The organism is Sodalis sp. RH24, assembly GCF_047324145.1.
Lineage (GTDB): Bacteria > Pseudomonadota > Gammaproteobacteria > Enterobacterales > Enterobacteriaceae > Acerihabitans.
In genome coordinates this window covers 2,316,106-2,338,059 of record NZ_CP178729.1, presented here as the reverse complement: position 1 = coordinate 2,338,059, position 21,954 = coordinate 2,316,106, and the positions used below count along the sequence as shown (strand labels likewise).

At 55.7% G+C, this 21,954-nt stretch carries 19 protein-coding genes, 1 tRNA gene, 1 rRNA gene and 1 other annotated feature; of the genes, 15 read left to right on the top strand and 6 right to left on the bottom strand.

Going from position 1 to position 21,954, the window contains the following annotated elements:
- Positions 1-239 precede the first annotated feature (239 nt).
- The 3 genes from yqaB to luxS all read left to right on the top strand — a co-directional run bounded on the left by yqaB (position 240) and on the right by luxS (position 3,343).
- Positions 240-806: a fructose-1-phosphate/6-phosphogluconate phosphatase gene (yqaB, locus tag ACL2XG_RS10775; RefSeq protein ID WP_410016316.1), complete on the top strand. Its 567-nt coding sequence runs from the start codon at positions 240-242 to the stop codon at positions 804-806.
- A 299-nt stretch (positions 807-1,105) separates the two neighbouring features.
- The gene (gshA, locus tag ACL2XG_RS10770) at positions 1,106-2,668 is read left to right on the top strand and encodes a glutamate--cysteine ligase (RefSeq protein WP_413722186.1); all 1,563 of its coding nucleotides are present in this window, start codon (positions 1,106-1,108) and stop codon (positions 2,666-2,668) included.
- Between the two features lie 159 nt (positions 2,669-2,827).
- Positions 2,828-3,343, top strand: a complete 516-nt coding sequence (luxS, locus tag ACL2XG_RS10765) for an S-ribosylhomocysteine lyase (RefSeq protein ID WP_410016314.1) — start codon at positions 2,828-2,830, stop codon at positions 3,341-3,343.
- 94 nt (positions 3,344-3,437) lie between these two features.
- On the opposite strand, the gene ACL2XG_RS10760 is transcribed toward luxS, so the two are convergent.
- Both ACL2XG_RS10760 and ACL2XG_RS10755 read right to left on the bottom strand, forming a co-directional pair.
- Positions 3,438-4,727 (bottom strand): HlyC/CorC family transporter, encoded by a 1,290-nt coding sequence (locus ACL2XG_RS10760; RefSeq protein ID WP_410016313.1) that lies wholly within the window; start codon positions 4,725-4,727, stop codon positions 3,438-3,440.
- Positions 4,728-4,798: 71 nt separating this feature from the next.
- Positions 4,799-5,590 (bottom strand): inner membrane protein YpjD, encoded by a 792-nt coding sequence (locus ACL2XG_RS10755; RefSeq protein WP_410016312.1) that lies wholly within the window; start codon positions 5,588-5,590, stop codon positions 4,799-4,801.
- Positions 5,591-5,756: 166 nt separating this feature from the next.
- Between ACL2XG_RS10755 and ffh the strand changes: the two genes are divergently transcribed.
- The 7 genes from ffh to tyrA all read left to right on the top strand — a co-directional run bounded on the left by ffh (position 5,757) and on the right by tyrA (position 12,163).
- Positions 5,757-7,118 carry a signal recognition particle protein gene (gene ffh, locus ACL2XG_RS10750; protein WP_410016311.1) on the top strand — a complete coding sequence of 454 codons (1,362 nt, stop codon included), beginning with the start codon at positions 5,757-5,759 and terminating at the stop codon, positions 7,116-7,118.
- Positions 7,119-7,242: 124 nt separating this feature from the next.
- On the top strand, positions 7,243-7,491 hold the full coding sequence (gene rpsP / locus ACL2XG_RS10745; RefSeq protein ID WP_162363866.1) for a 30S ribosomal protein S16: 249 nt from the start codon (positions 7,243-7,245) through the stop codon (positions 7,489-7,491).
- Between the two features lie 18 nt (positions 7,492-7,509).
- A complete protein-coding gene (rimM, locus tag ACL2XG_RS10740; protein ID WP_410016310.1) occupies positions 7,510-8,058 on the top strand; it encodes a ribosome maturation factor RimM in 549 nt (182 codons plus the stop codon).
- 40 nt (positions 8,059-8,098) lie between these two features.
- Positions 8,099-8,851, top strand: a complete 753-nt coding sequence (gene trmD / locus ACL2XG_RS10735; protein ID WP_413722187.1) for a tRNA (guanosine(37)-N1)-methyltransferase TrmD — start codon at positions 8,099-8,101, stop codon at positions 8,849-8,851.
- Positions 8,852-8,917: 66 nt separating this feature from the next.
- On the top strand, positions 8,918-9,268 hold the full coding sequence (rplS, locus tag ACL2XG_RS10730) for a 50S ribosomal protein L19 (protein WP_331123114.1): 351 nt from the start codon (positions 8,918-8,920) through the stop codon (positions 9,266-9,268).
- Between the two features lie 690 nt (positions 9,269-9,958).
- Entirely contained in the window at positions 9,959-11,035 is a 1,077-nt protein-coding gene (locus ACL2XG_RS10725; RefSeq protein WP_410016308.1) for a 3-deoxy-7-phosphoheptulonate synthase, read from the top strand.
- 6 nt (positions 11,036-11,041) lie between these two features.
- Positions 11,042-12,163: a bifunctional chorismate mutase/prephenate dehydrogenase gene (tyrA, locus tag ACL2XG_RS10720; protein ID WP_410016307.1), complete on the top strand. Its 1,122-nt coding sequence runs from the start codon at positions 11,042-11,044 to the stop codon at positions 12,161-12,163.
- 67 nt (positions 12,164-12,230) lie between these two features.
- Here tyrA and pheA read toward each other — a convergent pair whose 3' ends face one another.
- The 4 genes from pheA to bamD form a co-directional block, all read right to left on the bottom strand.
- Entirely contained in the window at positions 12,231-13,388 is a 1,158-nt protein-coding gene (pheA, locus tag ACL2XG_RS10715) for a bifunctional chorismate mutase/prephenate dehydratase (RefSeq protein ID WP_413722188.1), read from the bottom strand.
- Between the two features lie 25 nt (positions 13,389-13,413).
- Positions 13,414-13,539 (bottom strand) — a sequence feature (Phe leader region).
- Complete coding sequence (locus tag ACL2XG_RS10710) at positions 13,491-13,538, bottom strand: hypothetical protein (protein ID WP_218586196.1); 48 nt, start codon at positions 13,536-13,538, stop codon at positions 13,491-13,493. It overlaps the preceding feature by 48 nt.
- A 154-nt stretch (positions 13,540-13,693) precedes the next feature.
- A complete protein-coding gene (raiA, locus tag ACL2XG_RS10705; protein ID WP_410016305.1) occupies positions 13,694-14,029 on the bottom strand; it encodes a ribosome-associated translation inhibitor RaiA in 336 nt (111 codons plus the stop codon).
- 313 nt (positions 14,030-14,342) lie between these two features.
- Entirely contained in the window at positions 14,343-15,074 is a 732-nt protein-coding gene (bamD, locus tag ACL2XG_RS10700; RefSeq protein WP_410016304.1) for an outer membrane protein assembly factor BamD, read from the bottom strand.
- Positions 15,075-15,204: 130 nt separating this feature from the next.
- Here bamD and rluD point away from each other — a divergent pair, with 130 nt between their 5' ends.
- The 5 genes from rluD (at position 15,205) to ACL2XG_RS10675 (ending at position 21,904) form a co-directional block, all read left to right on the top strand.
- Positions 15,205-16,179 (top strand): 23S rRNA pseudouridine(1911/1915/1917) synthase RluD, encoded by a 975-nt coding sequence (rluD, locus tag ACL2XG_RS10695; RefSeq protein WP_410016303.1) that lies wholly within the window; start codon positions 15,205-15,207, stop codon positions 16,177-16,179.
- A 2-nt stretch (positions 16,180-16,181) separates the two neighbouring features.
- Complete coding sequence (gene yfiH, locus ACL2XG_RS10690; protein WP_413722189.1) at positions 16,182-16,913, top strand: purine nucleoside phosphorylase YfiH; 732 nt, start codon at positions 16,182-16,184, stop codon at positions 16,911-16,913.
- Positions 16,914-17,042: 129 nt separating this feature from the next.
- A complete protein-coding gene (clpB, locus tag ACL2XG_RS10685) occupies positions 17,043-19,616 on the top strand; it encodes an ATP-dependent chaperone ClpB (RefSeq protein WP_410016301.1) in 2,574 nt (857 codons plus the stop codon).
- A gap of 555 nt (positions 19,617-20,171) precedes the next feature.
- Positions 20,172-21,714 (top strand): 16S ribosomal RNA (locus ACL2XG_RS10680).
- 114 nt (positions 21,715-21,828) lie between these two features.
- A tRNA-Glu gene (locus ACL2XG_RS10675) sits at positions 21,829-21,904 on the top strand.
- Positions 21,905-21,954: the final 50 nt, after the last annotated feature.

The following is a 21,954-nucleotide window of genomic DNA, read 5'->3' as shown; positions in this document are numbered from 1 at the left end:
TTCTGTTGTTGCCAGCGCTGCTCGCGCATTGTCTACGGCCTCGACGTTTTCCCCCTCTCTTTGTTATTTGCCTGGCCTGCTTTCCCTGCGGCGTACCGGTGATATTCCTAATTTAACGCGTGCCACTCTTTCCCCCTACGGCATTCGCCCCCGGTCCGGCTCGCCGCAATACAGAAAAAGCGACAATTTTATGACTTTGCGTTACAGTAAAGGCTTATTTTTAGCATCAGGAAACGACGATGTACGATCGGTACGCAGGGTTGATCTTCGATATGGACGGCACGTTGCTCGATACTGAGCCGACCCATCATAAAGCCTGGCACCAGGTGCTTGGTAAACACGATATGCATTATGATGGTGCAGCCATGGCCGGCTTAAATGGATCGCCAACCTGGCGTATTGCCAAAACCATTATCGACAACCATGGATCCAGTATGGATCCTTACCTGCTGGCGCTTGAAAAAACCGCGGCGGTGGAATTGATGCTGCTGGACAATGTCCGGCCGTTGCCGTTAATCGAGGTGGTGAAAGCCTACCATGGCAAGCGTCCCATGGCGGTGGGCACGGGCAGCGAGCATCGCATGGCCGTGTCGCTGCTGGAACACCTCGGGCTATTACACTATTTCGACGCCATCGTCGGTGCCGATGATGTGACCCGGCATAAACCCTTTCCTGATACTTTTTTGCGTTGCGCCGAGCTGATGGGCGTGGCGCCAGGAAAATGCGTCGTCTTCGAAGACGCCGATTTTGGCATTCAGGCTGCCCGCGCGGCCGGCATGGCATTTGTCGATGTGCGGATGCCATAAAAAAACCTTGACGCCATGGTGGCCGGCTTGCCATTGTCATCGCCTGGCGTGCGGCGCCGGCATAAACCATGCTGCTGCCTTCTTATCGCCGCCGCCGTGGCGGCTTGGCGTCCGGTTAAGCGCAAAGCCCGTAATGATCTCTTTATAGTTGGGAAAAGCATTACATTAGGACCTATCAATCCGGTTAACATTTCCGGGACTCACCTGATGATGAATGCGTAAATGATAACGATAGATAGCGATAAACGAGCAGATTCAATTATGCTTACCCAATACAAAATTAACTGCGGGAGGTCAATTTGATCCCGGACGTATCTGAAGCACTTTCATGGCTGGAAGCCAATCCTCATGCGTTGGAGGGGATTCGCCGGGGTGTGGAGCGCGAAACCTTGCGCATCACCGCCAATGGCCGTTTGGCGCAAACCCCGCATCCGGAATCACTGGGCGCGGCGTTGACGCATAAATGGATTACGACGGATTTTGCCGAAGCATTGCTCGAATTTATCACGCCGGTGGACGAAGATATCGATCACCTGCTGGCCTTCTTGCGCGACATCCATCGTCATGTGGCGCGCAATCTTGGCGAAGAACGCATGTGGCCGATGAGCATGCCGTGTTTTATCGATCATAGCCAGCCGATCGAACTGGCTCAATACGGCTCGTCCAATATCGGGTGTTTCAAGACCCTGTACCGCGAAGGCCTGAAGAACCGTTATGGCGCGCTGATGCAGATCATCTCCGGGGTACATTATAATTTTTCGCTCCCCCTGGCGTTCTGGCAGGCACGGCTGGGCGTCACGGATGAGCTCAGCGGCAAAGCGGCGATTTCCGACGGGTATCTACGCCTTATCCGCAATTATTATCGCTTCGGCTGGATAATACCCTATCTGTTCGGGGCGTCGCCGGCGGTCTGTTCTTCATTCCTTGACGGCCGCGAAACCGATTTGCCGTTTGAACGCTCGACATCCGGCATGATTTACCTGCCGTTCGCAACGTCGCTGCGACTGAGCGATCTGGGTTATACCAATAAGTCCCAAAGCCAGCTGGGGATTACCTTCAACCGGATTGACGAGTATATCGCCGCCCTGAAGCGGGCCATTAAGACGCCCTCGGCCGATTACCAGCGTATCGGGTTGGAAAAGAACGGCAAGCGGCTGCAAATCAACACCAACGTACTGCAGATCGAAAACGAACTCTATGCGCCGGTACGCCCCAAGCGTGTGACCCAAAAAGGCGAATCACCTTCCGACGCGTTAGAGCGCGGAGGCATCGAATATATCGAAGTGCGGTCGCTTGATATCAATCCCTTCTCGCCGATCGGCATTGACGAACAACAGGCGCGCTTTCTGGATCTTTTCCTGATTTGGTGTACGCTGGCTGAGGCCCCGGAAATGAGCGCGGAGGAGGTGCTGTGCACCCGCACCAACTGGAATAAAGTCATTCTGGAAGGACGCAAACCCGGCCTGACCCTGGGGGTAGACTGTGGTTCACAGCAGGAGCCGCTGGCCGAGATCGGCAAGGCGCTGTTCCGTGATTTGCGCCGTGTGGCGGTCATTCTTGATGGCAATAACCATAATTATCACTACCGCCAGGCCTGCGATAACCTGGTGGCCGGCTTTGACGATCCGGCCCTGACCTTCTCGGCGCGCATTCTTGAGGCGATGAAGGAACATGGCATTGGCGGCCTGGGCTTGATTCTGGCGAATAATTATCGTCAGACCCTGTGCGATGAGCCGTTGGAAATACTGAATGAAGAGCTGTTGGCAAAGGAGCAGGCGCGTTCCTGGCAACGGCAGCGCGAGATTGAAGCGGGTGATAGCGTAAGTTTTGAGCAGTTTGTTGCGCAGCATAACGCCGGCTGAAAAAGAAAAGGCCACAGAGGACTGTGGCCAAATAAACATCTCTGAATACAGGGATGATGATAACAAATGCGCGTCTTTCACTAATTCAGACTCGCGCCAAGGAAAAAAGTTTCCTTACAATGGTAAAAAAAATTAATTTTTTCTAAGAGGAGGTGACGTATGCCACTACTGGATAGCTTTACCGTAGACCACACCCGCATGGCAGCCCCAGCGGTTCGTGTTGCGAAGACCATGAAAACTCCCCATGGCGATACCATCACCGTCTTTGATTTGCGTTTTTGCCGGCCTAACCTGGAAGTGATGCCTGAGCGCGGCATTCACACCCTGGAACATTTATTCGCCGGTTTTATGCGTAATCACCTGAATGGCGACGGTGTGGAAATCGTCGATATTTCCCCCATGGGCTGCCGTACCGGCTTTTATATGAGCCTTATCGGCGCGCCGGATGAAGTGCGTGTCGCCAACGCGTGGAAAGCCGCCATGGCCGATGTGCTGAAAGTCACCGACCAGAACAAAATCCCCGAGTTGAATGAATATCAATGCGGCACCTATCATATGCATTCCCTACCGGAAGCGCAGGAGATTGCCCAGCATATTCTGGACAACGATATCCGGGTGAACCATAACGAGGAACTGGCGCTGCCGAAAGAAAAGCTGGCAGAGCTGCATATCTAAACCCGAGCAGTGCCCGCGGGTGTGATGGGCAAGACAGCTACGCTTCACCCTCCTTGCCCATGATACCCGCCCCCGGCCTGTGGGCCGGTTTAAGCTAGGCTTCGTCCACGCCCTTTTTAAAGGCCTTCAGCGGCGTAATGCGCACCTGCTTGATCATATTGTCCTGCACCGCCATGATTTCAATCTTGTAGCTATCTATCTGGGTATGCGTGCCCACCGGCGGGATATCCTGCAGCGCTTCGAGCAGCATGCCGTTAACCGTACGCGCCTCGGCTTCCGGCAGCGTCCAGTTAAAGGCTTTATTCAGTTCGCGGATATTGGCGCCGCCGTCGATCAAGACCGACCCGTCGCTTTGCGGTATCACTTCCTCCGCCAGGGTGGGGGACATGGACGTGGTAAAGTCGCCGACAATCTCCTCCAGTATGTCCTCGACCGTCACCAGTCCCTGGATATCCCCGTATTCATCGACGATAAGACCGACCTTTTCCTTGTTCCGCTGGAATTTCACCAACTGGATATTCAGCGGCGTGCCCTCGGGAATGTAGTAGATCTCATCGGCGGCGCGCAGCAGGTTTTCCTTGGTGAATTCCTGCTTCTCCGTCATCAGGCGGTAGGCTTCGCGCACCCGCAGCATGCCGATGGCATCGTCGAGATTATCGCGGTACAGCACGATGCGTCCGTGGGGCGAGTGGGTCAGCTGGCGGATGATATTGCGCCATTCATCGTTGACGTTGATACCGACAATTTCATTGCGCGGCACCATAATGTCGCCGACGCTCACCTTTTCCAAATCCAGTACCGAGAGCAGCATGTCCTGGTTGCGCCGCGAAATCAGCGAGCGGGACTCATTGAAGATGGATCGCAGTTCATCCTTGCTCAGGGCGTCGTTCAGATTAGACGGGACTTTAATGCCCATGATGCGCATCAGGAGGCGGGTAATGATATTCAGCAGCCAGACCAGCGGCATCATGATTTTTTGCAGCGGCGCCAGCAGCAGGCTGCTGGGCAGGGCAATATGCTCTGGGTACAGCGCCGCCACCGTTTTTGGCAGCACTTCGGCGAACAGCAGGATGACAAAAGTCAGGATGCCGGTGGCGATCGCCACGCCGATATCGCCGTACAGGCGCATGCCGACGATGGTGGCCAGCGCCGAGGCCAGGATATTCACCAGGTTATTGCCAATCAATACCAGGCTCAACAGTCGGTCGGTACGGCGCAGTAACTTCTCGACGCGCCGGGCGGCGCGGTTGCCCTGTTTGGCCAGGTGTCGCAGGCGGTAACGGTTGAGCGTCATCATGCCGGTTTCAGAGGCCGAAAAATAGGCGGACACCAGTACCATAATCACCAGGATAATTATCAGCGTACTGGTTGAAACATGTTCCAACGTGGGCATTCCTTGTAGGGGTGAATAAAGCGGTTAACGACCAGCCGTAACGGGTGGTCGTTGACTTCTCGCTAGCCGGCCAGAATATTCTGCCAAATGCGGCTGCCGAAATAGGCCAGGGTCAGCAACAGCACGCCGACCAAACTCAGCCATACCACGCGGCGCCCGCGCCAGCCTTTACGATAATGGCCCCACAATAAAACAATATAGACCAACCAGGCGACGAAGGAGAGCACTGCTTTATGCAGATTCTCACCGCTGAACATATTTTGCATATACAGCAGGCCGGTGCTCAGGGTCAGCGTAAGCAGCACCACCCCGACCTGGGTAATATGGAACATCTTGCGCTCAATGCCCATCAGCGGCGGCATATCGGCGCTGAATGTCAGCCGTTTTGTCTTGAGCAGATGATCCAGCCAGGCCAGTTGGAAGGCGTATAAAGCGGCGATGATCAGCACCGCATAAGAAAACAGCGCCAGGCCGATATGGATCAGCAGCCCCGGGGTGGCCTCGAGGTGGGTGATAAATTCGCCGGGCATCAGGGTGGAGGCGGCCAAATGAATCATGGCGAAAATATACACCACCGGCAGCAGAAACCAGCCGCGGTTACGCGCGGCGACGATGGTCATGACAATGGCTATCAGCAGGCTCACCAGGGAGCCGATATTCAGCAGGCTCAGGTTCTGGCCGGCATGAACGCCGAATATACGCAAATACAACGTGCAGGCGTGGCAAATCAGCGCCACCGCGGCGGACAGCAGCGCCAGGCGGCGATAGGCGTCGTTCCTGCGCAAAACGGTGGGCAGGATCAGGCCGAGACTTACGGCGTAGGCAACAAAAGCCAGTAGGGCAATCCAGGACATATCGCAAATAGGCTTTGGCAAGGAATAAAGAGGCGACCAGTATAGCCTCAGCGGCGTCCCGCACCAAACGTTCTCGTCGCGGGGCAGCGATCTGCCGCTGCTTCGTGTTATACTTGCCGGCAATAATGTCGCACAAGCGGCCGGACTCCAGGTTGAGTAAAGAACGATGTTTGAAAATTTATCCGACAGATTATCGCGCTCGTTGCGCAATATCAGCGGCCGGGGCCGCCTGACAGAAGAGAACATTAAAGACACCCTGCGCGAGGTGCGCCTGGCGCTGCTCGAAGCCGACGTGGCTCTGCCCGTGGTGCGTGATTTTATCAATCGGGTAAAAGAGCGCGCGGTCGGGCAGGAAGTCAATAAAAGCCTGACGCCGGGCCAGGAATTCGTCAAAATCGTGCGTACCGAGCTGGTCAGCGCGATGGGCGAGGAAAACAGCGAACTCAACCTGGCGGCTCAACCGCCGGCGGTGGTGCTGATGGCGGGCCTGCAAGGGGCCGGTAAAACCACAAGCGTCGCCAAGCTTGGCAAATACCTGCGCGAAAAGCATAAGAAAAAAGTGCTGGTGGTGTCCGCCGACGTTTATCGGCCGGCGGCCATCAAACAGCTGGAAACCCTGGCTGAGACGGTGGGCGTGGATTTTTTCCCGTCCGATGCCGGCCAACGGCCCATTGATATCGTCAAGCAGGCGTTGCAGCAGGCAAAGCTGAAATTCTACGACGTGTTGCTGGTGGATACCGCCGGCCGTTTGCACGTCGATGAAGCCATGATGGACGAGATCAAGCAGATCCACGCGGCCGTGGTGCCGGTGGAGACGCTGTTCGTCGTCGACGCCATGACCGGCCAGGACGCCGCCAATACCGCCAAGGCGTTTAACGAGGCGCTGCCCCTCACCGGCGTGATTCTGACCAAGGTCGACGGCGACGCGCGCGGCGGGGCGGCGTTGTCCATTCGCCATATCACCGGCAAACCGATTAAATTCATGGGCGTGGGGGAAAAAACCGACGCCCTGGAGCCATTCTACCCGGAACGCATCGCCGGACGGATCCTGGGCATGGGCGACGTACTGTCGTTAATCGAGGATATCGAAAGCAAGGTCGACCGCGTCCAGGCTGAAAAGCTGGCTAATAAGCTGAAAAAGGGCGATGGTTTCGATTTAACCGATTTTCTCGACCAGCTTAAGCAAATGCGTAGTATGGGCGGCATGGCCAGCATGATGAGCAAGCTGCCCGGCGCCGGCCAACTGCCGGCCAATGTTAAATCGCAAATGGACGACAGCGTCCTGGTGCGCATGGAGGCTATCATCAATTCCATGACGTTCAAGGAGCGCGCGCAGCCTGAGATTATCAAAGGGTCGCGTAAACGCCGTATCGCCACCGGCTGTGGTTTGCAGGTGCAGGACGTAAACCGTATGCTCAAGCAGTTCGACGATATGCAGCGTATGATGAAAAAGATGAAGAAGGGCGGAATGGCGAAAATGCTGCGCGGCATGAAAGGCATGATGCCGCCCGGATTCACCGGGCGTTAACTATCGATTGCTTTTTGCCCCAAAACGCGTAGAATTTCGGAGCTTTTTATACTACTGCTTTAAATGGCAACTGGGCCCCGTTCCTCGATGGGGCCCGGTTGTTTTATTAACTAAAGAGGATGTTATGGTAACAATTCGTTTGGCACGTGGCGGCGCAAAAAAACGCCCGTTTTATCAAATCGTCGTGACTGACAGCCGCAATGCGCGTGATGGTCGCTTTATTGAACGTATTGGCTTCTACAACCCGATCGCTTCCGGTCAGGCTGAAGGCCTGCGTTTAGACCTGGATCGCATCGAGCATTGGGTCGGCCAGGGCGCCACCGTTTCAGAACGCGTTTCTGGTCTTATCAAAGACGCGAAGAAAGCGGCTTAAAGGATCTCGGTGGCGGCTATGAGCAAACAAATCCGTACCGCAATTCCCACCAACCCCATTATCGTGGGCAAAATGGGATCGACGTATGGCATTCGCGGTTGGCTCAGAGTGTTTTCTTCCACTGAAGAATCCGAAAGCATTTTTGATTACCAGCCCTGGTTTATCAAACGGGCGGGTGAGTGGCAGTGTATCGAGCTGGAAGGCTGGAAGCGCCACAGTCAGGATTTGATCATCAAGGTCAAAGGCATGGAAGACCGGGAAGCGGCGTCTCTGCTGACGAACTGTGAAATCGTCGTGGATTCAACGCAGCTGCCGGCTCTGGACGCGGGTGATTATTACTGGAAAGACCTTACGGGTTGCCGGGTAGTAACCACTGCGGGCTACGAGCTGGGCGGCGTCATTGATATGATGGAAACCGGCTCTAACGATGTCATGGTGGTAAAAGCCAACCTGAAAGATGCCTTCGGTATCCAGGAGCGGTTGATTCCGTTCCTCGACGGACAGGTTATCAAAAAGGTGGATCTCGGCGCTCATGTGATTGAGGTCGATTGGGATCCAAGTTTTTGAGCCCCGGTGGTAAAACAGTGATAATGGGTGGAACGGCGTTATGTGGATTGGTGTTATCAGCCTGTTTCCCGAAATGTTTCGCGCCATCACTGATTACGGGGTAACTGGCCGGGCAGTGAAAAACGGCCTGCTGAGTATGCAGTGCTGGAGTCCGCGTGATTTCACGCACGACAGGCATCGTACCGTGGACGAACGCCCGTATGGCGGCGGACCGGGCATGCTGATGATGGTGCAGCCCTTGCGGGACGCGATTCACGAGGCAAAAAAACAAGCAGGCGCCGGGGCGAAGGTTATTTATCTTTCCCCGCAGGGACGTAAGCTCAATCAGCAAGGTGTGAGCGAGCTGGCCGCCAACCCGAAGATGATTCTGGTGTGCGGCCGTTATGAAGGTATAGACGAGCGGCTGATAGCCACCGAAATTGATGAAGAATGGTCAATCGGTGATTATGTGCTCAGCGGCGGTGAATTGGCGGCCATGGCGCTGATTGATTCCGTCTCCCGGTTTATTCCGGGGGTATTGGGTCATGAGGCCTCGGCGGCGGAGGACTCCTTCGCCGAGGGCTTGCTGGACTGTCCGCACTATACCCGTCCCGAAGAGTTGGCAGGCATGGAGGTTCCGCCGGTGTTACTGTCGGGCAACCATGCGCAGATACGCCGCTGGCGTTTGAAACAGTCACTGGGCCGTACCTGGCTTAGAAGACCTGAACTTCTGGAAAGCCTAGCTCTGACTGACGAGCAAGCAAAGTTGCTGGCTGAGTTCCAACGGGAATATCAGCCCGAGCGACAAAACTAATAGGGGTATGCCAGCCTTGTTGCTGACAGCCCGAACACTCAGTTTACCTAGGGTAAGAGACCTATTATGAGCAACATTATTAAACAGATTGAAGAAGAACAGATGAAGCAGGACGTACCTGCATTCCGTCCGGGTGATTCCGTGGAAGTGAAGGTATGGGTTGTTGAAGGCAGCAAAAAACGTCTGCAGGCATTCGAGGGCGTGGTTATCGCTATTCGTAACCGCGGTCTGCATTCTGCATTCACTGTTCGCAAAATTTCCAATGGCGAAGGTGTTGAGCGTGTGTTCCAGACTCATTCACCGGTTATCGACAGCATCACGGTTAAACGCCGTGGCGCCGTGCGCCAGGCCAAACTGTATTACCTGCGTGAACGTACTGGTAAGTCTGCGCGTATCAAAGAACGTCTTAACGCCTAGTACGCTTTCGCAACATCCGAAAGCATTTAGTTATCAAAGGCCGGCCGGTAGGCCGGCCTTTTTTCTCTTTTTTACCTTGCCCTGCAAAAAATTTCTGTATTGGTTCATTACGTGATCCAGCGACCTGTAATCCTCGTCTGTGCTGTTTTCACTGTCCCGCGCTAAGGCCTCTCAGGCAATCGACAGGGTCGATTTGCGCGCTGCCGGACCCTCACCCCGCCATATCGTTAGCGCACGATAGACATTCCTTCGGCGCTATCGGGAATACTCCTGTTTTGCAGCGGATGGCGAAAGCTGATTAAAGGGAGTGGCCGAAGGTGATCACCGATTCCGATCTGACTTTGCGGCGTGCGCGGCGGCACGTTGTTCAATGGGTTTATCGTAAATATATATTTACAGTAAAATGATTTTAGCCTGAAGTTTACGTCCACATAGAGGATGGGTAAAATCACCCTATGCGGTAAATTTGTTATAATATATTGTAAATAAAGGTTTTTTGTTTGATGGAGTAGGGCGGTGTTCGCGCGGTATCGCCCCGTTTACGCGGATGCTAAAAAGGAATACGATTGGTACCATAATATTTACACATATGGATTGAAAACTTTACGGAGCATGGTATGGTATAGCCCATACGCAGCGGGAATACGCTTTTGCGACCCGCGGCAATAACCTCTGGTCAGGACTTCTCTCATGCAAAAAGACGCGCTCAATAATGTTCATATCCTTGATGAACAAGTGATGATAACGCCGGAAGAACTAAAACGGCAGTTCCCTTTAACCGATGCCGAGCAGCAGGCTATCGCCGCGGCGCGGCAAACCATTGCCGATATTATCCACGGCCGCGATCCCCGGCTGCTGGTGGTATGCGGCCCCTGTTCCATCCATGACCTGGATTCGGCGCTGGACTATGCCCGGCGGCTGACGGAACTGTCGGCGGAGCTGAGCGATCAGCTGTATATCGTTATGCGCGTCTATTTCGAAAAACCCCGCACCACCGTGGGCTGGAAGGGCCTGATTAACGACCCGTACATGGACAACTCCTTCGACGTGGAGGCCGGCCTGAAAATTGCCCGCGGCCTGCTGCTGGATTTGGTGCGCATGGGCCTGCCGCTGGCCACCGAGGCGCTGGATCCGAACAGCCCGCAGTATCTTGGCGATCTGTTCAGCTGGTCCGCCATCGGCGCGCGCACCACCGAGTCCCAGACCCATCGTGAAATGGCCTCCGGCCTGTCGATGCCGGTCGGTTTTAAAAACGGCACCGACGGCAGCCTGGCGACCGCCATCAATGCCATGCGCGCCGCCGCCATGCCGCACCGCTTTGTGGGCATCAACCAGGCGGGGCAGGTAGCGCTACTGCAAACCCGCGGTAATCCTGACGGGCACGTCATTTTGCGCGGCGGCAAGCAGCCCAATTACCATGCCGCCGACATTGCCGACTGTGAACAGCAGATGGCCAAGGCCGGTCTTAACGCGGCGCTGATGATTGATTGCAGCCATGGCAATTCCAATAAAGATTATCGTCGCCAGGGCGAGGTGGCGCAATCGGCGCTGGCGCAAATCAAGGCGGGAAACCGTTCCATTATCGGCCTGATGCTGGAAAGCCATATACACGAAGGCAACCAGTCCTCCGAGCAGCCCCGAGCCGCTATGCGCTATGGCGTATCGGTAACGGACGCCTGTATCAATTGGCAAAGTACCGATACACTGTTACGACAACTGCACAATGAACTGCGCGGCGTCCTGGCGGGACGGCTGGCGGGAGAATAAGAGCGTATGGTAGCGGAGCTTAACGCGTTACGGGATCAGATTGATGAAGTGGATAAGTCCTTATTAGCTTTGCTGGCCCGGCGGCTGCAGCTGGTGGCCGAGGTGGGCGAGGTGAAAAGCCGTTACGGTCTGCCGATTTATGCCCCCGATCGCGAGGCGGCCATGCTGGCGTCGCGCCGGCAAGAGGCGGCGGCGCAGGGTGTGCCGCCTGATTTGATCGAGGATGTGCTAAGACGCGTGATGCGCGAATCCTATTCCAGCGAAAACGATAAGGGTTTCAAATCGCTTTGTCCGCAGCTGCGACCGGTGGTGATTGTCGGCGGCGGCGGCCAGATGGGCGGGCTGTTTAAAAAAATGCTGCAGCTCTCCGGTTACCAGGTCAGGATACTGGAACAGGATGACTGGGCGCGGGCATCGGAACTGTTGGCGGACGCGGGCATGGTGATCGTCAGTGTGCCAATCCACCTGACGGTCGAGGTCATTGAGCGCCTGCCGCCGTTGCCGGAGGACTGTATCCTGCTGGATCTGGCGTCGATAAAAAACGCACCGCTACAAGCGATGCTGGCCGCCCATAACGGGCCGGTTTTGGGACTGCATCCGATGTTCGGTCCCGACAGCGGCAGCCTGGCCAAGCAGGTGGTAGTCTATTGCGATGGCCGGCAGCCTGAGGCCTATCAATGGCTGCTGGAACAAATCCAGGTATGGGGCGCCCGGCTGCACCGCACCAGCGCCGTGGAGCACGACCAGAATATGGCGTTTATCCAGGCGCTGCGCCATTTCGCCACCTTTGCTTATGGCATGCACCTGGCGGAAGAGAATGTCGAGCTGGAACAGCTGCTGGCCTTGTCGTCGCCGATATACCGCCTGGAGCTTGCGATGATCGGACGCTTATTTGCCCAGGATCCGCAATTGTATGCGGACATTATTATGTCCTCGGAAAGTAACCTGGCGCTGATTAAGCGTTATTACCAGCGCTTCGGCGAGGCCATTTCCTTGCTGGAACAAGGGGATAAACAGGCGTTTATCGCCCGCTTTAAAAAGATAGAGCATTGGTTCGGCCGCTACGCCCAAAGCTTTCTGGAGGAAAGTCGCTTGCTGCTGCGCCAGGCCAATGATATCCGCAAATAGCCGGGTTCAACCAACGCAGGGCCATGTGATATGGCCCGTTTCATGTCAGCGCCAGTGAGCGCGCGATTTATTGTGGATCGACCGGCACCACGTTTTCCGACGGGTAGCAACCCAGCACTTTCAGCGACCGGGTGATGGCCTGTAGCCCGATCAACGCCTTTTGCATCGCCGCGCCGCGTAAATTAGCCTGTACGTCGATATAAAACATTTCTTCGCGCGGATTGCCGTGAATGGGCCGCGACTCCAGCCGCGTCATCACAATACCCTGATCGCGCAGCACCAGCAGCGCCTCCACCAGCGCGCCGGACTGCTGGCCGGTGGCCATAATCAGGGTGGTCTTGGCCGGTACCTGCTCGGACACGTCAATCGCCTTGCGCGCCAGCACAATAAAGCGGGTGAAATTTTGCTGTTGATTGGCCAGATTGTGTTCCAGCACCTGCAGGCCGTACAACGCGCCGCCAGGGCCGCTGCCGAGCGCCGCCGCATGCGGGGAGCGCAGCGCCGCCACTTTTTCCATGGCGGCGGCGGTGCTTTCGCAATACTCAATCTTCCACTGCGGATAGCGGCTGATAAACTGGCTGCACTGCTGGAACGGCTGCGGATGGCTATACACCACCTCTATTTGGTCGAGACTGCTCTCGCCGGTGACCAGCATACAGTGATCGATGGGATTGGTCAGTTCCCCCACCAAGGAGAGATGGGTATGTTGCAGCAGGTCGTAGACGTCGTTAATGGATCCTGAGCTGCTGTTTTCAATGGGCAGCACGCCATAATCGGCCTGGCCGGTCTCCACCATCTGGATGATGTCGGGAAACTTCTGGCAACCGCATTCCACCACCTGATCAAAATAGCGTGCGCCGTATTGCCGCGCGGCCAGATGTGAATAAGAGCCTTTCGGCCCCAAAAAAGCGATGCGTGCCGAGCGCTCCAGGGTTTGGTTCAGGTTGGATTGCAACAGTGCCTGCTGGGTCAGCACGGAATCTTCGATAATCAGCTGAAACAGCCGCGTAATATAAAATCCGTCGAGATTGAGTTTTTTGCCTTCCGTGACCAGGTGTTCCAGCAGCATCCGTTCACGTTCCTTATCGCGGATGGGACGGTGGGTGGTTAATTTGCTGCGCGCCACATCGAGCGCCAGCCCGCGTCTTTCCGCCAGCAGTGATAACAGCTTTAAATCCAGCGCGCTGATGCGTTCGCGCAGTGCCAATAATGGGTTGTCGCTCATGTTGTTAGCTACCTTTCAATCGGTCATAAAAAAAGCCTCCTGTTTTCAGGAGGCTTTTTTGTTCGTCTTCGTATTCTTTCTCATAGGACGACGGCCTCCCGTTCAGGGGAAGATAAAAAAGAAGGCGAAGAAAAACGGTGTGGTATGCATGGTATCGACTTTGTAGTTATCCGGAGGCTTACAGTAACCGCTGGCTTTTCATTCTGTCAATATAAAACGCGCCATTAAGGCGCGTTATGATCGTTGTATCGGCTATCCAGGCCTGCCCGCTGCCGGGATGGGATCATCGCCCGGCCGGCATGCGGTTATTCTTCGACAATGTTTGTCGCGGCGGTCTTGACGCATTCCGCGGCGCGGCGGGCTTCGCCCTTATGCTGTACCTTATTGAGCTGGCGTTCCAGCTTGGTAATCAGTTCGTTGATGGCAGCATACATGTCCTGGTTGCTGGCGCTGGCGACTAATTGCCCGTTAGGCGTATTGAGGGTGGCATCGGCCACAAATCCCTGAGGTTGCTTGGAGAGGATTATATGAGGATTTATCAGTTGGGTCTGCCATTTAGCCAGTTTAGCCAGGCGTTCTTCCGCATGTTGACGAATGGCCGGAGTAATATCCATTTGCTTACTGGTAATATTGATAATCATATCACTACCTCTCTACCTATTTCCGTCTACGTAATTTAAGCATACCCCCAGAATGACGGGAAAGTGTGATTTATGTCACTTATTTTTCGGGGTTGAGCGGGCGATCACAGGTTTTGTGACACCCTCGCGCTAAAGCGGGCGCGAGACTTGAGTGTTGCGGATGAATGGGGCATTATCGAATGGATAAGTCAGGTGGCGTCCTGTCGATTTATCCCGCCCAAGCCCTCCCCAATTTCCTTTTTAATGCCCCGTCCTGACCAAAAAAAACGGTAGCCGAAGCTACCGGGATTTCGTTGTCGGCGTGCGCCGGTAATCAGGCTGGATTGGCGCTGATGACTTTTGCCACTTTGTCGGCCTGTCCCTGAAGCTGCAACTGCCGGTAAGCATTTTGCATCAAAGGCAGCGCGTCGCGTGTGGCCTGGGCGTCGGGGAAATCACGCAGCATCTGCTCGACCCGGTTGACCACCGCGACATAGGCGCCGCGTTTGGTGTAAAACTGTACGACGGCCAGCTCATACTTGGCCAGGCGATCCTTCAGATAAACCAGACGTTTGCCGGCATCCGTGGCATACTGACTGTTCGGATAGCCGCGAACCAGTTGCGTAAAATCACGATAGGCCGCGCGGGCATGCTCCGGGTCGCGGTCGGAACGATCCACGCCGAAGAACCCTTGCAATGCGCTGTCGTCCAGCGCCATATCTGTCAGGCCACGCATGTAGAGGACATAGTCGACGTTTGGATGCGTCGGATTCAGGCGCAGAAAGCGATCGATCGAGGCTTGGGCTAAAGTGAGATCCGCCGATTTATAATAGGCATAAATCAAGTCAAGCTGAACCTGCTGCGCATAGGGACCGAACGGATAGCGGTTATCCAGTGCTTCCAGTTCCCTGATGGCTCCCTTATAGTTGCCGTCCTGCAATTTGAGCTGTGCGGAAGCATAAATCTCGGCGGGCGGATTATCCGGAACGGGATCCTTGGAACTGGAGCAACCGACCAGCATCAGGCTCAATGTGGCTGCTGCCACCAGATATTTCATACGCATCATGACGTTTTGCTTATCCTCGAGTGTTATTCCGGGAGACTGTCCGTTAAGCTCCCGAATGAGACCAGCTACAATAGCATATTATTCTAAACGGCATTGCCGTGAAAACCCTTTGATAACGAAGAAGCTGCATATGGCACAACAACTACTACTCACCGGTGTGGTGAATGAATCACAACTCGGGCAACGATTAGATCAGGCTTTGGCCGAAATGTTCCCTGATTATTCCCGATCGCGCATAAAAGTCTGGATTCTGGATGGACTGGTCCAGGTTAACGGGATCGTGCTCCCAACGCCGAAAGAAAAGGTGCTGGGAGGAGAAAACATTGAAATCAATGCGGTTCTTGAAGAGGACACGCGCTGGGCGGCCCAGGATATCGCCCTGAATATCGTCTATGAAGACGACGATATCATGGTGCTGAATAAACCCCGCGATTTGGTGGTGCATCCCGGCGCCGGCAATGCCGACGGCACTATCCTGAACGCGTTGCTGCATTATTTTCCGCCGATTGCCGAAGTTCCCCGGGCCGGCATCGTCCATCGCCTGGATAAGGATACCACCGGGCTGATGGTGGTCGCCAAGACGGTTCCGGCGCAGACCCGGCTGGTGGAATCCCTGCAGGCGCGGGAAATTACCCGTGAATATGAAGCGGTGGCCATCGGCAATATGACCGCCGGCGGCACGGTGGAGCAGCCGATTTCCCGCCATCCCAGCAAGCGTACCCATATGGCGGTGAGCCCGATGGGCAAACCCGCGGTCACCCATTATCGCATCATGGAGCATTTCCGTGTGCATACCCGTCTGCGGCTGCGGCTGGAAACCGGCCGCACCCATCAGATCCGGGTGCATATGGCGCATATCAACCATCCTCTGGTGGGCGACCCTTTATACGGCGGCCGGCCGCGTCCGCCCAAAGGCGCCTCCGACGCCTTTGTCGCACTGTTGCGCGGCTTCGATCGCCAGGCGCTCCATGCCACCATGTTGCGCCTGTATCATCCCATCACCTCCATTGAAATGGAATGGCATGCGCCGCTGCCGCAGGATATGGTGGATTTGATCGCCGCGATGCAGGCGGACGTCGCGATGGCCAACGAGCAGATGGAATAACCATGAGCCGGCCGATCGTCCCCGACTGGCCCGCGCCCGCCAATGTGCGCGCCTGTTCTACCACCCGCCGTGGCGGGGTAAGCCATCCGCCCTACGACTCGCTTAACCTGGGCGATCATGTCGGCGACGATGCGGACGCGGTGGCGGAAAACCGGCAACGGCTGATTGCGCTGGCGGGACTGCCCGCCGCGCCGCGCTGGCTGCAACAGGTCCATGGCACCGACGTCGCTACGCTGACCGGGGACGCGCCGGCGCTTAACCAGGCCGATGCGGCCTATACCCGCGAGATCGGGCAGGTCTGCGCGATCATGACCGCCGATTGTCTGCCGGTGCTGTTCTGCGATCGCGCCGGCACGGAGGTGGCGGCCGCCCATGCGGGCTGGCGGGGTTTATGCGCCGGCATCCTGGAAAATACGCTGGCGGGATTCCATGCCGACGCCGGTTCGATCATGGCCTGGCTTGGACCGGCCATCGGCCCGGCCTCGTTTGAGGTCGGCGCTGAGGTTAAGGCGGCGTTTGTTGACCGGGATCCGCAGGCCGCGGACGCTTTTCTTCCCCATGGCGATAAATATCTCGCCGATATCTATCACCTGGCCCGATTGCGGCTGCGCGCCGCCGGCGTTGGCCAGATCTATGGCGGGGATCGCTGTACTGTGACCCAGGCAGCATCATATTTCTCCTATCGGCGCGATGGTGTCACTGGACGTATGGCAACTTTGGTCTGGCTGATATAATCTCTTTCACCAAGACGGTCCATGGCGGATAAGCGGTATCTCCCACTTATTTGGCGAAATATCCTTGAATTTTAAATAAACGACCTTATTTAATCTCCAGTAGCAATTTTGACCAATATGGGAGGAGTTATGCGCTTGGATCGTCTTACCAATAAATTCCAGCTTGCCCTCGCCGACGCTCAATCACTAGCGCTTGGGCGCGACAATCAATTTATCGAACCGCTTCACGTCATGCAGGCCTTGCTTAACCAGGAGGGCGGCACGGTGCGTCCGTTGCTGCAATCCGCGGGCATCAACCCCGGGCCGTTGCGCACCGAGATTGAAAAAGCCATCGAGCGCCTGCCCCAGGTGGAAGGCACCGGCGGCGACGTGCAGCCTTCCCAGGATCTGGTGCGGGTACTGAACCTGTGCGACAAACTGGCGCAAAAACGCGCCGATAGTTTTATTTCGTCCGAACTGTTCGTGCTGGCGGCGCTCGATTCGCGCGGGACCCTGGCGGATTTGCTCAAATCAGCCGGCGCGAGCACGGAAAAAATCACCCAGGCTATCGAGCAAATGCGGGGCGGGGACAACGTGAACGATCAAGGTGCCGAAGATCAACGGCAGGCATTAAAAAAATATACCATCGATCTGACCGAGCGGGCGGAGCTCGGCAAACTGGACCCGGTTATCGGCCGTGACGAGGAAATCAGGCGCACGATCCAGGTCCTGCAGCGCCGCACCAAGAATAATCCGGTGTTAATCGGCGAGCCGGGGGTGGGTAAAACCGCCATCGTCGAAGGACTGGCGCAGCGTATCATTAACGGCGAAGTGCCCGAAGGCATGAAAAACAGCCGGGTGCTGTCATTGGATATGGGCTCGCTGGTGGCCGGGGCAAAATATCGCGGGGAGTTCGAGGAACGCCTGAAAGGGGTGCTGAGCGATCTGTCGAAACAGGAAGGCCACATTATCCTGTTTATCGATGAGCTGCATACCATGGTCGGCGCCGGTAAAGCCGACGGGGCGATGGATGCCGGCAATATGCTTAAACCCGCGCTGGCGCGCGGCGAGCTGCATTGCGTCGGCGCCACTACGCTCAATGAGTACCGGCAGTATATCGAGAAGGACGCCGCGCTGGAGCGCCGGTTCCAGAAAGTATTTGTCGCCGAACCGAGCGTGGAGGATACCATCGCCATCCTGCGCGGCCTGAAAGAACGCTATGAGCTGCATCACCATGTGCAGATCACCGACCCGGCCATCGTGGCCGCGGCGACGCTGTCCCATCGCTATATTTCCGATCGGCAACTGCCGGATAAGGCTATCGACCTGATAGACGAAGCGGCCTCCAGCATCCGTATTCAAATGGATTCCAAACCGGAGGCGCTGGACCGTCTTGAACGGCGTATTATCCAGCTTAAGCTTGAGCAACAGGCGCTGAAGAAGGAATCCGACGACGCCAGCATCAAACGGCTGGAGATGCTGGAAGCCGAACTGTCGCAGAAGGAACGGGAGTATTCCGAACTGGAAGAAGAGTGGAAAGCCGAAAAAGCCTCGCTTTCCGGTACCCAGTCCCTGAAAGCGGAGCTGGAGCAGGCGAAGCTTTCCATTGAGCAGGCCAGGCGGGTAGGGGATTTGGCGCGCATGTCCGAATTACAGTACGGTAAGATCCCCGAACTGGAAAAACAGTTGGCGGCGGCGGCCCAGGCGGAAGGCAAAACCATGCGCCTGCTGCGCAACCGGGTCACCGATGTCGAGATTGCCGAAGTCCTGGCGCGCTGGACCGGTATTCCGGTCTCGCGCATGCTGGAAAGCGAACGTGACAAACTGGTGCGCATGGAACAGGAACTGCACCATCGGGTCATCGGCCAGAACGAGGCGGTGGAGGCCGTGTCCAACGCCATCAGGCGCAGCCGCGCCGGATTGGCGGACCCCAACCGGCCCATCGGTTCGTTTATGTTCCTCGGTCCGACCGGGGTGGGTAAAACCGAGCTGTGCAAAGCGTTGGCGACCTTCTTGTTTAGCAGCGACGACGCCATGGTACGTATCGACATGTCGGAATTTATGGAGAAGCACTCTGTTTCGCGGCTGGTGGGCGCGCCTCCGGGATATGTCGGTTATGAGGAAGGCGGTTATCTGACGGAAGCCGTTCGCCGCCGCCCTTATTCGGTTATCCTGCTCGATGAAATCGAAAAGGCGCATCCCGATGTGTTCAATATCCTGCTGCAGGTGCTGGACGACGGGCGCTTAACCGACGGTCAGGGGCGTACGGTGGATTTCCGCAATACGGTGGTGATCATGACCTCCAACCTGGGGTCCGATATTATCCAGGAGCGGTTTGGCCAGATGAACTATCAGGAAATGAAAGATATGGTGCTGGGTGTGGTCAGCCATCATTTCCGTCCGGAATTCATTAACCGGGTCGATGAAGTGGTGGTCTTCCATCCCCTGGGTCGCGAGCATATCGCTGAAATCGCGCAAATCCAGTTGCAGCGTCTGTACAAACGGCTGGAGGATCGCGGCTACAGCATGACGCTGAGCGCCGAGGCGCTGGCGCTGCTCAGCGAGGAGGGGTTCGATCCGGTATACGGCGCGCGGCCGCTGAAACGCGCTATCCAGCAGGAAATAGAAAACCCGCTGTCGCAGCAGATGTTGTCAGGTACGCTTATCCCGGGCGTCCCCATCCGGCTGGAAGTGGAAAACGGCCATATCGTGGCCAGGCAATAACCGCATATCACAATAACCTGGCAAAAAAGCCCCGCCGTGTTCACGGCGAGGCTTTTTTACTATGTCCGGCCTGCTGTTTGGTCGCACCGGGCATTCATATCCGTATCGATCGCCACCGTCCCCGTGATGCTTGGCTTGGCCCCGGCCGCTTGACCGCGCCTTCTGCGGGCTGGATAAAACGCCGTTTACCCACGTTTTGCGCTAATAATGAGCACTTGAAATTTTTTTTCGAAATAGCCCTTGTCACCTGCGAGAAAGTCCCTATAATGCGCCTCCACTGACCGGGAACAAACGCTAACGCGATGCCGGGTCGGGAAGGGAAAAGCGCCCGGTACGGGCAAATAAAAGCTTGACTCTTCAGCGGGAAAACGTAATATACGCAACCCGCGCCAGGTGAGATTAATGCACGCTGGCCATGCTCTTTAACAATTTATCAGACAATCTGTGTGGGCACTCACAAGACCGTATCGAAACACAAAATACCAAGTCTTGAAGAGTGAACAAACAGTTAATTCATAAGATTAACAGTATGACAATCTTTGAGCATCAAGCTTTTAATTGAAGAGTTTGATCATGGCTCAGATTGAACGCTGGCGGCAGGCCTAACACATGCAAGTCGAGCGGCAGCGGGAAGTAGCTTGCTACTTTGCCGGCGAGCGGCGGACGGGTGAGTAATGTCTGGGGATCTGCCTGATGGTGGGGGATAACTACTGGAAACGGTAGCTAATACCGCATAACGTCGCAAGACCAAAGTGGGGGACCTTCGGGCCTCACGCCATCGGATGAACCCAGATGGGATTAGCTAGTAGGTGGGGTAATGGCTCACCTAGGCGACGATCCCTAGCTGGTCTGAGAGGATGACCAGCCACACTGGAACTGAGACACGGTCCAGACTCCTACGGGAGGCAGCAGTGGGGAATATTGCACAATGGGCGCAAGCCTGATGCAGCCATGCCGCGTGTGTGAAGAAGGCCTTCGGGTTGTAAAGCACTTTCAGCGGGGAGGAAGGCGATAAGGTTAATAACCTTGTTGATTGACGTTACCCGCAGAAGAAGCACCGGCTAACTCCGTGCCAGCAGCCGCGGTAATACGGAGGGTGCGAGCGTTAATCGGAATTACTGGGCGTAAAGCGTACGCAGGCGGTCTGTTAAGTCAGATGTGAAATCCCCGGGCTTAACTCGGGAACTGCATTTGAAACTGGCAGGCTAGAGTCTCGTAGAGGGGGGTAGAATTCCAGGTGTAGCGGTGAAATGCGTAGAGATCTGGAGGAATACCGGTGGCGAAGGCGGCCCCCTGGACGAAGACTGACGCTCAGGTACGAAAGCGTGGGGAGCAAACAGGATTAGATACCCTGGTAGTCCACGCTGTAAACGATGTCGATTTGAAGGTTGTGGCCTTGAGCCGTGGCTTTCGGAGCTAACGCGTTAAATCGACCGCCTGGGGAGTACGGCCGCAAGGTTAAAACTCAAATGAATTGACGGGGGCCCGCACAAGCGGTGGAGCATGTGGTTTAATTCGATGCAACGCGAAGAACCTTACCTACTCTTGACATCCAGAGAAGTTTGCAGAGATGCGAACGTGCCTTCGGGAACTCTGAGACAGGTGCTGCATGGCTGTCGTCAGCTCGTGTTGTGAAATGTTGGGTTAAGTCCCGCAACGAGCGCAACCCTTATCCTTTGTTGCCAGCACGTAATGGTGGGAACTCAAAGGAGACTGCCGGTGACAAACCGGAGGAAGGTGGGGATGACGTCAAGTCATCATGGCCCTTACGAGTAGGGCTACACACGTGCTACAATGGCGCATACAAAGAGAAGCGAACTCGCGAGAGTAAGCGGACCTCACAAAGTGCGTCGTAGTCCGGATTGGAGTCTGCAACTCGACTCCATGAAGTCGGAATCGCTAGTAATCGTGGATCAGAATGCCACGGTGAATACGTTCCCGGGCCTTGTACACACCGCCCGTCACACCATGGGAGTGGGTTGCAAAAGAAGTAGGTAGCTTAACCTTCGGGAGGGCGCTTACCACTTTGTGATTCATGACTGGGGTGAAGTCGTAACAAGGTAACCGTAGGGGAACCTGCGGTTGGATCACCTCCTTACCGAAATAGATACTAGATTGTGTAGTGTCCACACAGATTGTCTGATAACTGTAATGAGCAAACAGCTCGTATGGTTTTTTTTGCGAAGCAGCACTGCTTCGTGATCCTATCTTTGTCCCCTTCGTCTAGTGGCCTAGGACACTGCCCTTTCACGGCGGTAACAGGGGTTCGAACCCCCTAGGGGACGCCATATCCCGCTGTCTATTTCAGAGCACACTCTTATGAGTATGCTGCGAAATA